The sequence below is a fragment of the Mesorhizobium sp. B1-1-7 genome (assembly GCF_006442705.1).
GTDB lineage: Bacteria > Pseudomonadota > Alphaproteobacteria > Rhizobiales > Rhizobiaceae > Mesorhizobium > Mesorhizobium opportunistum.
Map to the genome: position 1 here is coordinate 174,392 of NZ_VFWQ01000007.1, position 14,552 is coordinate 188,943.

11 protein-coding genes are annotated in these 14,552 nt (G+C 63.4%); 5 read left to right on the forward strand and 6 right to left on the reverse strand.

Going from position 1 to position 14,552, the window contains the following annotated elements; translation table 11 throughout:
- Positions 1-18: 18 nt before the first annotated feature.
- The 3 genes from folD to FJ978_RS13900 all read left to right on the forward strand — a co-directional run bounded on the left by folD (position 19) and on the right by FJ978_RS13900 (position 3,735).
- A complete protein-coding gene (gene folD / locus FJ978_RS13890) occupies positions 19-918 on the forward strand; it encodes a bifunctional methylenetetrahydrofolate dehydrogenase/methenyltetrahydrofolate cyclohydrolase FolD (protein ID WP_140572550.1) in 900 nt (299 codons plus the stop codon).
- Positions 919-946: 28 nt separating this feature from the next.
- The gene (locus FJ978_RS13895) at positions 947-1,945 is read left to right on the forward strand and encodes a GlxA family transcriptional regulator (RefSeq protein ID WP_032923168.1); all 999 of its coding nucleotides are present in this window, start codon (positions 947-949) and stop codon (positions 1,943-1,945) included.
- A gap of 128 nt (positions 1,946-2,073) precedes the next feature.
- On the forward strand, positions 2,074-3,735 hold the full coding sequence (locus FJ978_RS13900; RefSeq protein ID WP_140572551.1) for a VWA domain-containing protein: 1,662 nt from the start codon (positions 2,074-2,076) through the stop codon (positions 3,733-3,735).
- 101 nt (positions 3,736-3,836) lie between these two features.
- Here the strand turns inward: FJ978_RS13900 and edd are convergent, their stop codons facing one another.
- The 3 genes from edd to zwf form a co-directional block, all read right to left on the reverse strand.
- Entirely contained in the window at positions 3,837-5,660 is a 1,824-nt protein-coding gene (gene edd, locus FJ978_RS13905; protein ID WP_140572552.1) for a phosphogluconate dehydratase, read from the reverse strand.
- A gap of 64 nt (positions 5,661-5,724) precedes the next feature.
- Positions 5,725-6,441, reverse strand: coding sequence for a 6-phosphogluconolactonase (gene pgl, locus FJ978_RS13910; RefSeq protein WP_140572553.1), 717 nt, complete (start codon positions 6,439-6,441; stop codon positions 5,725-5,727).
- Positions 6,423-7,892, reverse strand: coding sequence for a glucose-6-phosphate dehydrogenase (zwf, locus tag FJ978_RS13915; protein WP_013893724.1), 1,470 nt, complete (start codon positions 7,890-7,892; stop codon positions 6,423-6,425). Before zwf ends, pgl begins: the two co-directional genes overlap by 19 nt.
- A 315-nt stretch (positions 7,893-8,207) precedes the next feature.
- On the opposite strand from zwf, the gene FJ978_RS13920 reads away from it, so the two are divergent.
- Positions 8,208-8,954, forward strand: a complete 747-nt coding sequence (locus FJ978_RS13920) for an SDR family oxidoreductase (protein ID WP_140572554.1) — start codon at positions 8,208-8,210, stop codon at positions 8,952-8,954.
- 119 nt (positions 8,955-9,073) lie between these two features.
- Positions 9,074-10,366, forward strand: coding sequence for a Mur ligase family protein (locus tag FJ978_RS13925; RefSeq protein ID WP_246678122.1), 1,293 nt, complete (start codon positions 9,074-9,076; stop codon positions 10,364-10,366).
- 39 nt (positions 10,367-10,405) lie between these two features.
- Here FJ978_RS13925 and FJ978_RS13930 read toward each other — a convergent pair whose 3' ends face one another.
- From FJ978_RS13930 to FJ978_RS13940, 3 genes are all read right to left on the reverse strand, one after another.
- Positions 10,406-11,263, reverse strand: a complete 858-nt coding sequence (locus FJ978_RS13930) for an SH3 domain-containing protein (protein WP_140572556.1) — start codon at positions 11,261-11,263, stop codon at positions 10,406-10,408.
- Between the two features lie 369 nt (positions 11,264-11,632).
- Positions 11,633-12,919, reverse strand: a complete 1,287-nt coding sequence (locus FJ978_RS13935) for an FAD-binding oxidoreductase (RefSeq protein WP_140572557.1) — start codon at positions 12,917-12,919, stop codon at positions 11,633-11,635.
- A 134-nt stretch (positions 12,920-13,053) separates the two neighbouring features.
- On the reverse strand, positions 13,054-14,490 hold the full coding sequence (locus tag FJ978_RS13940; RefSeq protein WP_041164105.1) for a glutamine synthetase family protein: 1,437 nt from the start codon (positions 14,488-14,490) through the stop codon (positions 13,054-13,056).
- Between the last annotated feature and the right edge of the window lie 62 nt (positions 14,491-14,552).

Here is a 14,552-nt window from a genome sequence, read left to right on the forward strand (position 1 = left end):
TGTTGAGGGTAATAGTCCATGGCCGAAGTGATTGACGGAAAGAGCGTTGCCGAAGACGTGGTGCGGACAGTCAAGGCGTTGACCGCCGAGCTGGTCGCCAAGGGCAAGGCCAAGCCCGGCCTTGCCGTGGTCATCGTCGGCGAGGATCCGGCCAGCCAGGTCTATGTCGCCTCGAAATCCCGCACCGCCAAGGAATGCGGCTTTCATTCGCTCCAGCACACGCTGCCGGCGGACACGTCCCAGGACGCGCTGCTGAAGATCATCGGCGAGCTCAACGTCGATCCGGCGATCAACGGCATCCTGGTGCAGCTTCCGCTGCCCGGTCATATCGACGCCGGCAAGGTCATCCAGGCCATCGCGCCACAGAAGGACGTCGACGGCTTCCATTTCATCAATGTCGGCAAGCTCGGCACCGGTGAGCTCGACACCGCCTTCGTTCCCTGCACGCCCGCCGGTTCGATGCTCCTGATCGAGCGCGTGCGCGGCAAGGACCTGTCGGGCCTCAACGCGGTTGTCGTCGGCCGTTCCAACATCGTCGGCAAGCCGATGGCCAATCTCCTGCTTGCCGCCAACTGCACCGTCACCATCGCCCATAGCCGCACCAAGGACTTGCCGGCGCTTGCCCGCACCGCGGACATTCTTGTCGCCGCCGTTGGCCGGCCGGAAATGATCAGGGGTGATTGGGTGAAACCCGGCGCCACCGTCATCGATGTCGGCATCAACCGCATTCCAGCGCCCGAGAAGGGCGAGGGCAAGTCCCGCCTCGTCGGCGACGTCGCCTATGCCGAGGCGGCCAAGGAAGCAGGCGCCATCACCCCGGTACCCGGCGGTGTCGGGCCGATGACCATTGCCATGCTGATGGCCAATACGTTAGCTTCGGCCTACCTTGCGGCCGGATTGAAACGGCCCTCCTTCTGAGCCCGGGTTGTCCCTGAAAGCCACAGCTTTGCCGAACCCCTCTGTTTCCCAGGAACGGCCGGTCACGAATGATCCCGTTCAAGGTGGCCGGCAGTTTGCCTTCCTGCTGGTCGACAAGTTTTCCATGTTCTCGCTGGCCGCCGCGATCGACACGTTCCGGTCGGCGAACCGTCTGCTCGGCCGCGATTTCTACGGCTGGACCACGGTATCGGCCGATGGCGATCCGGTGATGGCTTCCAACGGTCTGCCGCTCAAGATCGACTACAGCGTCGCCGACCTGCCGCCGGTCGACATCCTCTTCGTGTCGGTCGGCCTGACGACGGAATTTCCCGGCAAGAGCAAGGTTCTGGCGGCTCTGCGCAGCTGGGGCCGGCGCGGCAACGCGCTTGGCGCGCTCTCGGTCGGATCCTATTTGCTGGCCGAGGCCGGCCAGCTCGACGGCTATCGCTGCACCATCCATTGGGAAAACCGCGCTGGCTTCGTCGAGCGTTTTCCCGACATCAACTGCACCGGCAACGTCTTCGAGATCGACCGCAAGCGCTACACCTGCGCCGGCGGCACCACCTCGATCGACCTGATGCTGGAGATCGTGCGCGGCGATTTCGGCTCGAACCTCGCCAATGGCGTCGCCAACCAATTCCAGCATGAGCGCATCCGCTCGGCCGGCGACCGCCAGCGCGTCGGACCGGAGCGCGACCTGACCGGCAAGTCGGAGAAGCTCAGGCGCATCGTCGAGCTGATGGCCGACCATCTCGACGAGCCGCTCTCGGCGGTACAGCTCGCCAAGTCGGCCGGCCTGTCGGTGCGCCAGGTGGAGCGCCTGTTCCTGCGCCATCTCAATGTCACGCCCGGCCGCTACTACATGCGGCTGCGTCTGGAACGGGCGCGCGAATTGCTGCGCCAGACCAACATGCCGATCCTCGACGTGGCGATCGCGACCGGCTTCACCTCGCATTCCTATTTTGCCCAGAGCTATCGGCTGCAGTTCGGCCGTCCGCCTTCTGAAGAGCGCCGGACGACTTACTGAGCTGCTCCACGCTGCGGCGTGGCCAAGACTCCAGAGGCCTGAGGACAGGGCCGCGTCCGGGCTTGTGTCCCAAGGTGGGCTCAAATAGCTTCGGCCGGCGGACGGGGTGGATCAATCAGGAGATTTCGATGGCGGGACTTGCACGGAGCGTCGCTGCGGCGATCCTCCTTTTGTCGATGACGACGTTCGGCTTTGCCGCCAACAAGGTCATCATCATTCTCGACGCTTCCGGGTCGATGTGGGCCCAGATCGACGGCAAGCCGAAGCTCGAAATCGCCCGCGAGTCGCTCAGAACCGTGCTGCAATCGGTTCCCGCCGACGATGAGATCGGCTTCATGGCCTATGGTCATCGCGAGAAAGGCAGCTGCGACGACATCCAACTGATCGTGCCGCCTCAGGCCGGCTCGGCGAGCGCCATCACGGATGCCGCGGACAGTCTGAAATTCCTCGGCAAGACGCCGCTGACGGCAGCCGTCAAGCAGGCGGCTGAAGCGCTGAAATACACGGAGGACAAGGCGACGGTCGTCCTCATCACCGATGGGCTCGAGACCTGCGGCGGCGACCCCTGTGCGCTTGGCAAGGAACTCGAAGCGTCCGGTGTCGACTTCACGGCCGACGTCGTCGGCTTCGGCCTGACGGCCGATGAAGGCAAGCAGATCGCCTGCCTCGCCGACAACACCGGCGGCAAATACATCCAGGCCTCCGACGAGAAGGCGCTGCAGGAAGCTTTGGCCGAAACCGTCGCCGCCCCGGCGTCGGCGCCTGCACCCGAACCTGCGCCCGCTCCGGCACCCGAGCCGAAAGCAGCCGAGGTCGACTACAATCTCATCCCGACGGCGCTGCTGAAGGATGGTGGCCCGGCGCCGAAGTCCGACGTCTACTATGAAATCTTCAAGGATGATGCCAAGGGGGCCAGCGGCGAGCATGTCGATTCCGGCTACAGCGTCGTCAAGTTCCATCTTGCTGCCGGCAATTACATCGTCGTCGCCACCAGCGGTGCCGCCAGGGCGGAGCAGAAGGTTTCGCTGACCGCGGAGAAGGCAACGGACGTAGCGCTCAATCTGAACGCCGCGGAGCTCTCCATCCACGCCCGTCCGGCGCCTGGGGCCGATGTCGACCGAAATGCGCAGATCAGCATCGCCTATCCCGGCGGCACGTCGGACAGCAACTATGGCGAGGTCAAATTCGTCGTTCCGGCCGGCGAGACCAAGGTCACCGTGAAGCTGGGGGCTGGCGAGGCGAGCGAGACCTTGCAACTCGCCGCCGGCCAGGTCGTCGACAAGGACATCATCGTCGGTGTCGGCAAGGCCAAGGCCAATGCCTTCTACACCCAGGGCGGTGAGAAGGCCGGAACCGATGTGGGTTGGAAGGTGTACAAGGCCGCCAAGAAGCTCGACGGCACTCGCGATCAGGTGACTTACGCCTACGGCCCCGACAGCCAGTTCGATTTGCCGCCGGGCGATTATGTCATGGGCGTCGATGTGCAGGCCGCGACCGCCGAACAGCCTTTCAGCGTGACGGTCGGACAGATGACCGATGTCAACGTGACGCTGAACGCGGGCGTGCTGTCCGTCGACGCGCCAGGTGCTGACGGCTTCAAGATTTTTGAGGCCAAGAAAGACATCCAGGGCGAGCGCAAAGAGGTGACCTACGCCTATGGAGAAAAGATGCAGACCACGCTGGCGGCGGGCGACTACGTGCTCGTGACCAATTTCACCACCGACAAGGCCGACAAGGAGACACCCTTCACCGTCAAGGCCGGCGAGCGGGCCGAGCTTAAAGTCCAGTAAATATCCATCCAGACAATAAGAAAGGGCGGCCTCGTGCCGCCCTTTTCATTGCCAGTCTGAAAGAGGGGATGGTCTGAAACAAGGGACAGTCTGAAAGAAGATCAGGCTGTTCCGAATGCGCTGGCGCCGTGGTCGGCGCGTCCGACCAGTTGCCGGAAACCGGCGAAAAGTTCGCGGCCGAAGCCGAACTCGTTGCCGATGAGATCGGCTTCGGCGGTGCGGCGCAGCGCGAACTCGGTCCCCGGCACCAGCACCTCCAGCGTGCCTGCATCGGCGTCGAGGCGGATGACGTCGCCGTCGTGGATCCTGGCGATCGGACCGTCCTCTACGGCTTCCGGCGTCACATGGATCGCCGCCGGCACCTTGCCGGAAGCGCCCGACATGCGCCCGTCGGTGACCAGCGCGACGCGCTGTCCGCGGTCCTGCAGGATGCCGAGCACGGTGGTCAGCTTGTGCAGTTCCGGCATGCCGTTGGCCTTCGGCCCCTGGAAGCGGATGACGGCGATGAAGTCGCCTGTCAGCGTGCCGGCCTTGAACGCGTCGTTCAGCCCCTGCTGGCTGTCGAACACCTTGGCCGGCGCCTCGATGAGGCGCCGCTCCGGCTTGACGGCGGACGTCTTGATGACGGCATGGCCGAGATTGCCTGCCAGCACTTTCAGGCCGCCGGTCGGCTGGAAGGCCTTGCTGAACGGCGCCAGCACCTTCTCGTCACCACTCTGGAGCGGGACCGCCTCGCGCACCACGGAGCCGTCGCCGCCGAGCTTTGCCTCGACCGCATACGGCCGCAGGCCTTCGCCCCACACCGTCTGCACATCCTCGTGCAGGACGCCTTCGTCGAGCAGTTCGCGGATCAGGAAGCCGAGGCCTCCGGCGGCGTGGAAATGGTTCACGTCGGCAAGCCCGTTCGGATAGACGCGGGCCAGGAGCGGTACGGCTTCCGAGAGGTCGGAAATGTCCTGCCAGGTAATGGCGATGCCGGCCGCCGCCGCCATGGCGATCAGGTGGATGGTGTGGTTGGTCGAGCCACCGGTGGCATGCAGGCCGACGACGCCGTTGACGATAGAGCGCTCGTCGATCATGCGCCCGACGGGCGTATAGGCATTGCCGAGCGCGGTGATCGCCAGCGCCCGCTTCGTCGCCTCGCGGGTCAACGCCTCGCGCAGCGGCGTGCCGGGATTGACGAAGGAAGCACCCGGCGTGTGCAGGCCCATGATCTCCATCAGCATCTGGTTGGAGTTGGCCGTGCCGTAGAAGGTGCAGGTGCCTGGCCCGTGGTATGATTTGGACTCGGCTTCCAAAAGTTCGGCGCGACCCGCCTTGCCCTCGGCATAGAGCTGGCGGACCTTGGCCTTCTCGTCGTTGGGCAGGCCTGTCGTCATCGGACCGGCCGGAATGAACACCGCCGGCAGGTGGCCGAAGGTCAACGCCGCGATCACCAGTCCCGGCACGATCTTGTCGCAGACACCGAGATAGACGGCGGCGTCGAACATGTTGTGCGACAGGCCGATCGCGGCGGCCATGGCGATGACGTCGCGCGAAAACAGCGACAGCTCCATGCCCGGCTGGCCCTGCGTGACGCCATCGCACATCGCCGGCACGCCGCCGGCCACCTGGGCGATGCCGCCTGCTTCACGCGCGGCCTCCTTGATCAGGGCGGGGAAGGTTTCGAAAGGCTGATGCGCCGACAGCATGTCGTTGTAGGAGGTGATGATGCCGAGGTTCGGCACCTTGTCGGCGCCGAGCGCCAGCTTCTCCGAAGGGCTGCAGACGGCGAAGCCATGGGCAAGGTTGCCGCAGGACAGCACCGACCGGTTGGCGGCCTGGTTCGACGCTTCGGCGATGCGGCCGAGATAACGCTCGCGTCCTGGCTTCGAGCGTTGGCGGATGCGCTCAGTGATGGCTTCGATATCGCGTCTTGCGGTCATGGTCGGTCCTTTCGAGCCCCGGAGAACGTCCTCCCACTGTTCGCCGGGGCTGCTTTTCGTGAAATCAAGGTGCCCAGAACACCTCTACTGGTATGGGTGCTGCTTCGAGCACTTTGCGAATGGGCTTTTTCGCACCCGGTCCCATCGCATCCTCGAAGGCGGTGCGCTTGTCCTCGCCCTCGATATGCAGCGCAATGAAGCCGGCGGCAATTATGCGCGCCATCGATAGCGTCAGCCGCGGCTCGCCGCCGCTTGGCGCGTGCACCGGCAGCACGATCCTCTGCGAGGCGGGATCGAGCAAGGCAGGCAGATTGTCGGCATCGGGAAAGAACGAAGCGGTGTGGCCGTCGCTGCCCATGCCGAGCACCACGACGTCGAGCGGCCAGGCCAGTGCCTTGAGTGCCGTATCGTCGGATCCTGCCGCCGTCTCGATGCTTGTGGCCTCGTGATACAGCGGCACGAAGCGCGCCGCGGCCGCTGCATTCTGGAGCAGGTTGGCGGCGACCAGCCCGGCATTCGAGCGCGGTGAGGAGGCCGGCACGAACCTTTCGTCGACCAGTGTCACCGTCACCTTGTTCCAGGCAATGGGAATTGCCGACAGCGCGGCGAAGAACTTCGCTGGCGTGGTGCCGCCGGAAACGGCAAGCAGGGCGGTGCCGCGCTCGTCGATGGCCTTGGTCAGGCGCGCCGTGACATGGCCGGCAAGGGCTGCCGCCAGGTCCTGGCGCCCGGCAAAGCCGTTCCAGTTGTAGCTGGCGCCGTTCAATTGCTCTCGTGCCATGTCCGCCCGTCACGTTCGATCAGCGCTATCGAGGCCGACGGCCCCCATGTGCCTGCCGTGTAGCCCTGCGCTTCCTGCCTGGCGCCTTCCCAGGCATTCTGGATCGGGTCGATCCATTTCCATGCCGCCTCGACCTCGTCGCGGCGCATGAACAGCGTCTGGTTGCCACGGATGACGTCCATGATCAGCCGTTCATAGGCGTCCGGCGCGCGGCCGTCGAAGGACTGCGCGAAGCTCATGTCGAGCGAGATCTGGCGCAGTCGCATGCCACCGGGACCAGGATCCTTGATCATGATGAACTGCTTGACGCCTTCGTCGGGCTGTAGCCGGATGACCAGCTGGTTGGCGAAGATCGGCCCGGCGGTGTCGCCGAAGATCGAATGCGGGATCGGCTTGAATTCGATGACGATTTCCGAAACCCGGGTCGCCAGCCGCTTGCCGGTCCGAAGGTAGAACGGAACGCCCGCCCAGCGCCAGGTGCCGATCTCGGCCTTGATGGCGACGAAGGTCTCGGTGTTGCTGTCATGGGCGAGCTCCTCGACATAGCCCTTGACGGCTCCGCTGGCCGAGGCACCGGCACGGTACTGGCCGCGCACGGTGTGTTTCGGTGCCTCGTTGCCGTTGATGCGTTTCAGCGCCCTGAGCACCTTCAGCTTCTCGTCGCGTACGGCGTCGGCGTCCATCGACGACGGCGCCTCCATGGCGACGAGGCACAAGAGCTGCAGCATGTGGTTCTGCACCATGTCGCGCAGTGCGCCGGCCTTGTCGTAGTAAGTGACGCGGTCTTCCAGGCCGACAGTCTCGGCCACGGTGATCTGGACGTGGTCGATATGGGCGGAGTTCCACAGCGGCTCGTAGAGCGCGTTGGCAAAGCGCAGCGCCATCAGGTTCTGCACTGTTTCCTTGCCGAGATAGTGGTCGATGCGGAAGATCTGGCTTTCGTGGAAGTCGTCGCCGACCAGGTCGTTGAGCGCCTGCGCCGAGGCCAGGTCCCGGCCGATCGGCTTCTCCAGCACGATGCGCGAGTTCGGCGTGATCAGATCATGCTCTTTGAGCTTGTGCGAGATATCGCCGAACAGTGCCGGCGCCACGGCCAGGTAGAAGGCACGGATGCGGTCGCTTTCGCCGATCGCCTTCTTCAGCTTGTCGAAGCCGGCTCCGCTCGTCGCATCCGCCGAGACGTAGGAAAGCCGCGCCAGGAAGGTCTTCAATTCCTTGGGGTCGATGTCGGCCGGCTTGACGTGGTCGGAGATAGCCTGCTTGGCGAAGGCCTGGAATTCGTCGTCGCTCATTTTCGAGCGCGACGTGCCGATGATGCGTGTCGGCTCGGAGAACTGATGGTCGCGCTGGCGGTAGTAGAGCGACGGTAGAAGCTTGCGTTCCGACAGGTCGCCGGTGCCGCCGAAAATGATGAAGTCGAAAGGGTCGACGGGGATGATCTGGCTGGTCATGGTCTGTCCGCTCTGACGCCGCTAGCGAGTACGCGGCTGATATATTCTAATCGATTTAAATTTTCCAGTGCCACGGTGTCACATCGAGGACCAATCGCTGGACATTGATTGGGTCCACGTGTGCGCTTGACACTTGGCGCCACCCGGAGGCTTGTCGGTGATCGAAGACTCCGGACGCTTCGCAGTTGCAGCATAGAGCGTGAATGTGACGAAAGCTAAGGGAGAAATCTGCGCCGTATCCGTCGGCGTGTAGGCCTCGGCGGCGGGCAGCGCTTCCGTGCAAGGGGCGGGTTTAACTCAAGGAGCGGGAAAAGCATGCGTCTGGAGAACAAGGTTGCCGTCATCACCGGTGCGGCATCGGGCTTTGGCGAAGGCATTGCAAGGCGCTTCGCCGAAGAAGGCGCCAGGGTCGTCGTTGCCGATCTCAACGCCAAGGGCGCGGAACGTGTCGCCGGCGAAATCGGCAGGATGGCGATCTGGACGCAGACCGACGTTTCCCTGCGTTCCGAATTCGACGAGATGATCTATGCCGCCAAAAGCGCTTTCGGCCGCATCGACATCATGGTCAACAATGCCGGCTTCACGCACCGCAATGGCGATTTGCTCAAGGTCGACGAGGCGACCTTCGACCTGATCACGGCAGTCAACATGAAGGCCATCTACCATGCGGCCCTTGCCGTCGTGCCGATCATGGAGAGGCAAGGCGGCGGGGTGATCCTGACCACGGCCTCCACCGCCGGCCTGCGGCCACGGCCAGGTCTCACCTGGTACAATGCATCGAAAGGCTGGGCGATCACCGCCACCAAGTCGATGGCGGTGGAACTGGCGCCCAAGAACATTCGCGTCAATTGCCTGTGCCCGGTCGCCGGCGAGACCGGCATGCTGGAGAAATTCATGGGCGCCGACACGCCCGAGATCCGCGAGAAATTCCGCGCCTCTATCCCGCTCGGCCGGCTGTCGACGCCGCTCGATATTGCCAATGCGGCGCTATGGCTGGCTTCGGACGAAGCCGCCTTCATCACCGGAGTGGCGCTGGAGGTCGATGGCGGGCGCTGCATCTGAAGCACCATGTCAGGCGCAATCGCCGGCTTGACCGTGCCTCGGGCTTCGACTTGACTTGAGATTACGGGCCTGGAGTTCTTCCAGGGGCGCCGGGGGCCGCTGGTGCGATGAAGTCGAAATTGCGGAAAGTTCTCGAAAACCTACGGTGGCGCGTAAGCGCCTCCAGGGCCAGACGTGCCCGGGCGAAAAGCAAGGCGACCTTCATCGGCGTCACCGGCAGTTCGGGAAAATCGACCGTGACGGCGCTGCTTGGGCACATATTGGCCGCCCATCGGCCGACCTATGCGCGCGTGCTGGCCAACACCTTCAACTCGCTGGTCAGCACGCTCTACAAACGCATGACGCAAGCGGGCGAGGTCGACTATGTTGTTTTCGAAGCAGGCGCGTCCGGCATCGACACGATCAGGCCAATGGCGGAAATGCTGCAGCCGCATGTGGCCGTCGTCACCATGGTTCGTCTGGAGCACGTTGCCAGGTTCAGGACGCTCGAAAACGTCGCCGTCGAAAAACGTGCGATGGTCTCGGCGTTACGGCCCGACGGCCTTGCTGTCCTCAATGCCGACGATCCTTATGTTGCCGACATGGCTGCCGGCGCCGGATGCCGCGTCGTCACCTTCGGCATGGCTGAGACGGCCGACTATCGTGTGACCGACATCCGCGCCGCCTATCCAGATCGGCTGACGTTTTCAATCCATTGGCGGGGAGGGCTGCTGCAACTCGAGACGCCTTTTCCAGCCGAACATTTCTGGCTGCCGACCGTTGCCGCCGTTGCGACAGCGCTTGAACTCGGTGTCCCCCCGGACAAGGTTGCCGCCCACGTGGCAACGTTCCAGCCGGTCGTAAATCGCTGTGCCGTGCTGGTCACCGAAGGCGGCCCGCAATTCATCCTCGATGCCGCTAAGGCACCCTGGCACTCGATCAATCTTGCCCTGGACATGATGGCCAAGGCCACTTCCAGTCGCAAGCGCATCGTGCTCGGCCAGATTTCGGATTACGCCGGCTCGACCAAGAAATATGCCTTTGCCTATCAAACCGCGCGGGGGATCGTCGATCAGGTGATCTATACGGGAGACAACGCACATCGCTCGCGTGCCAGTCAGACCGATCGCGACAGCGGCCGGTTTGTCGAGCTTCGGACGGCGAAGGAAGTCTCCGACCATATCAAGCGAACAGCGGTGCCCGGCGAACTGATCCTCGTTAAAAGCTCATCCAACCTTCACCTCGAACGCATCGCGCTTGCTTGGACGCATGACGTCAAATGCTGGATCCATATCTGCGGCAAGTCGGAGGGCTGCCACACCTGCGGTCTATATGAATTGCCTTACGAGCAGCATCGCGCCTATGTCAGGCAACGCAGGCGCGCCAAGGTGTGGCGGCAATTCCGCGGCCTGTTCGGTGGCAGATCGTCGTAGGGTCTCGAAAGCGAGGCCGGTGCCAGACGCGCAGGCAAGTTACGCGCCGGTCTTGATATAACTTTTATACACCCAGCCGGTCTTGCCGTTGTAGACGATCTGGCACCATTGCTTGCAGCTCATCACCTGCACCGACGTCTTGGCTGGCACCGTGACGATAGCGGCGGCATGCTTCTTCGGACCGCTGCGCATGGTCACGGCTCTCAGGATGCGTCCAGTGCCAGCGGCCGCGACTTTCCGTGGCTTTGCCTCGGCTTGGCCGTTGTCGTCTTGTTGGTTAGGTGCCTGCGGTTTTACCTCCGGGATCGCCGCGGTTTGCGCGCCATCGGGATTGCTGCCAGTTGCCGCCGCGGGCGGCGCGGCAACTTTGGCAAGTTCGGCGGCGGCATCGCTATCGGCCGCCGGTTGCGCGAACGCCGCCGTGGTGGCCGGCTTGTCCGGCGCCTTCTCGGCCTTGCTTGTCCCTTGGTCGGCTGAAGCGGGAGCCGGTGCGGCTTTTGTCTGCGAGCCGGTCCAGCGAGGATCGTTGGCAGCGAGTGCGGGAATGGCGGCCTGGGCGACAGCCTTGGCCGAAGAGGCCTCATTGGCCTTGCGCTCCGCCTGCGGCACTGTTGTCGCCGCGGCTACCGTGGTCCCGGCCGGGACGATCTTGGTCGTCTTCACCGGAATGCTTGGAATGCTCTGCTCCTGGCTGGCAGCGGCTTGCCTCTCGCTGGCCGGCAATGCCAGCCAGAGCGCCACCGCGGCCACGCCAAGCAACGCGGCAGTGCCGACCGCGGCAATCACCAAATGTGAATTCGAACGGACTTCCTGCCAGAAGGACGGGCGCATGTCATAGCCGAACTGCATGGCAAAGCGCCGACGTTCCGGAGCACCGAAACTGAAGGGCTCTCTCAATCTCGCCACCTCCATAAGCGGGCCGAGGTTCTTTCGATCGTGCCGCAAGTTCGGCATTTGATCGGCATCGGTCCCAAAATCAACACGGGCAGGCGCCCGCAGCAACCCCCGAACAATCACCCAGAAGAGGCACCTTTCGCCCGCGATTGTGGCATCAGTGCGCCTTTATAAAAGATTCTGCGCCTTTGCCGGCAATTGCGCAATGTGTCGCCCGGGCAACAAATGTTACAATGAATATTACAATATTACATGAGACCGTGATGGCGGTGGCATCGCGGGCTGGCCTGATACGGCCCAATGCATGTCGCCCACAGGTGACCTCGGTTTTGGGATAACGACATGAATAAAGGATCTGAAGCGCGTCGCGCTTCAGATCCTGTCCCGCAACGCGAACCAGTTAAGCGCCAGGAATAGCAGCGGTGTACGGAAGCGGCGACCGCCGGGAAATGGCGGAATTTTCAGGTCCTCGATCAGCTTCAACCGGTCGCGATTGCCGGCGACGGTTTCGGCATAGAGCTTGCCGAAGAAGTTCGACAGCATGACGCCATGGCCGGAATAGCCGCCGGCCGAGATCACATTCGGCATCACTTCGCGCACGAATGGCTTTCTCGGCACTGTGATGCCGACGTAGCCGCCCCAGCCGTGCGTGATCTCGACGTCGCCCAGCGCCGGAAAGAGTTCCGCGATCTGGCGGCGGATATGAATGTGGATGTCCTTGGGATCGTTGACGCCATAGACCTCGCGTCCGCCGAACAGCAGCCGGCCATCCCTCGACTTGCGGAAATAGCGCACGACGAAGCGGGAATCATCGACCGACTCGCCGCCCGGCAGCACCGTAGATCCCGCGCCGAGCGGCACGGTGGCGCCGATGAACGAACCGATCGGCATGATGTGCGCCGCACTCACCGGTTCGAGCGTTCCGCCATAGGCGTTGACCGCGATCAGGCACTTTTGGGCCGTCACGGTGCCACTTGGCGTGGAAACCTTGACCTTGCCGCCGGCGGAAATAATGCCGGTCGATGGCGTCCCCTCGAACAGCTGCGCGCCGGCCTGTGCCGCCACCCGCGCCGTGCCGATCACCAGCTTCATCGGATGGATGTGGCCGGTACCGGTGTCGCGGGTGCCGCCGAAATAGGCGGTCGAGCCCAGCCGCTGCGCCGTTTCCTTCGCATCCATGAAGGAAATATGCGGGTAGGAAAAACGGCCGGCCATGATCTCGGCATGCGCCTTGTAGTCGTCGACGTAACGCTGCTTGTGCGCCACCGAGAGCTGGCCCGGCATGTAGTCGATATCGATCTGGTTGGTGGCGGCGAATTCGATGAGATGCGCCTTCGCCTCCTCGGCGAGATCGAACAGCGCCTTGGCTCGCGACAATCCGTATTCCGCCTCCATATCCTCGGCCCAGGCACGCTGGCCGGTACCGAGCTGGCCGCCATTGCGCCCGGACGCGCCATCGCCGAAACGGTAGGCATCGATCAAGACGACATTGGTTCCCGCCTTGGCGAGATGCGTTGCCGCCGACAGGCCGGTGAACCCGCCGCCGACGATGACAACATCGCAGCTCCGGTCGCCATCGAGCACAGGATACTCAGGCCGAGAGCCGGCCGTGTCTTCATACCAGGAGCGGCCGGGGGAAATGGGGGATTGGTAAGGCATGGTACGGCGAAGACTCAGGGATATGGAAGGGGCAGAAGAGCGAATAGCGAATAGCGAATAGCGAATAGCGAATAGAAATAATACCGGTTCCTCCCTATTCGCTACTCGCTACTCGCTATTCGCTATTTGCTTCCTCACACATTCAGCAACAGATACTCCCGCTCCCACGGGCTGATCACTTCCATGAAGGTCTCGAATTCGGCCCGCTTGATCGCCGCATAGGTCGCGGCGAAGGATTTGCCCAGCAGCGCGCAGAGTTCTTCGTCGCCCTCAAACAGGTCGACGGCTTCAAGCAGGCTGCGCGGCAGGTCGATCTCGTGCGCATTGGCGGTCGTCAGCACCGGAGGCTCGGCCTTGATCTTCCTGGTGATGCCGATCAGCCCGCAGGCAAGCGAGGCCGCCAGCGCCAGATAGGGGTTGGCGTCGGAGGACGGGATGCGGTTTTCGACACGCCGCGCCGCCGGATCGGAACGCGGCACGCGGAACGCCGTGGTGCGGTTGTCATAGCCCCATTTGTTGTTGACCGGGGCCGAGGCCGCCTGTGTCAGCCGGCGGTAGGAATTGACATAGGGCGCGAACATCACCAGCGCGTTCGGCACATGCTTCTGCATGCCGCCGATAAAGTGGAAGAAGTCCTCGGTTTCCGAGCCGTCCTCGGCCGAAAAGATGTTCTTGCCCGTCTTCTTGTCGATGATCGACTGGTGGATATGCATGGCCGAACCCGGCTGGCCCTGGATAGGCTTGGCCATGAAGGTGGCATAGATTTCGTGTTTCAGCGCCGCCTCGCGGATCGTGCGCTTGAACATGAACACCTGGTCGGCAAGCTCGATCGGGTCGCCGTGGCGCAGATTGATCTCGAGCTGGCCGGCGCCCTCTTCATGGATGAGCGTGTCGATCTCCAGGCCCTGGCTTTCGGAGAAATGGTAGATGTCGTCGATCAGTTCATCGAACTCGTTGACGCCGGCGATCGAATAGCCGGCGCCGCCGCCGATCGCGCGGCCCGAGCGGCCGACCGGCGGGGTCAGCGGATAGTCCGGATCCGGATTCTTGCGCACCAGGTAGAATTCGATCTCGGGCGCCACCACCGGCTTCAGCCCCAGTCGGTCATAGGCTGCAAGCACGCGCTTCAAGACATTGCGCGGCGTGAATTCGACCGAACGGCCGTCCTGATGGACGAGGTCGCAGATCACGGCGGCCGTCGGGTCTTCCTCCCAGGGCACCACAGTCAGCGTCGACAGGTCCGGCATCAGCTTGAGGTCGCCGTCGTCCTCGGGATAGTGGAAGCCGTTGCCGTCCTCGGGATAGCCACCGGAAATCGTCGTCATGAAGACGGCAGAAGGCAGCGCCAGCGAGGTGTTGGAGGTGAATTTCTTCGACGGCATCATCTTGCCGCGCGCGACGCCGGCCTGATCAGGCGTGATGCATTCGATATCCTCGATGCCGCGCCATTCCAGCCATTCGCTGACTTCCTTCCAGTTCTTCACGCCGCGCAGGTTTTTCACGAAAGCAGGCGTGCGCGCCCGTCCTCCGCGGCTCGACGGACGGACTTCCTTTTTTGCAGGCGGCATCATTCACCAGATGGAGTTGCGGATTTCGGAGTATAGCCGTGCCCGGCTACCGAAGGGAAGGGGAG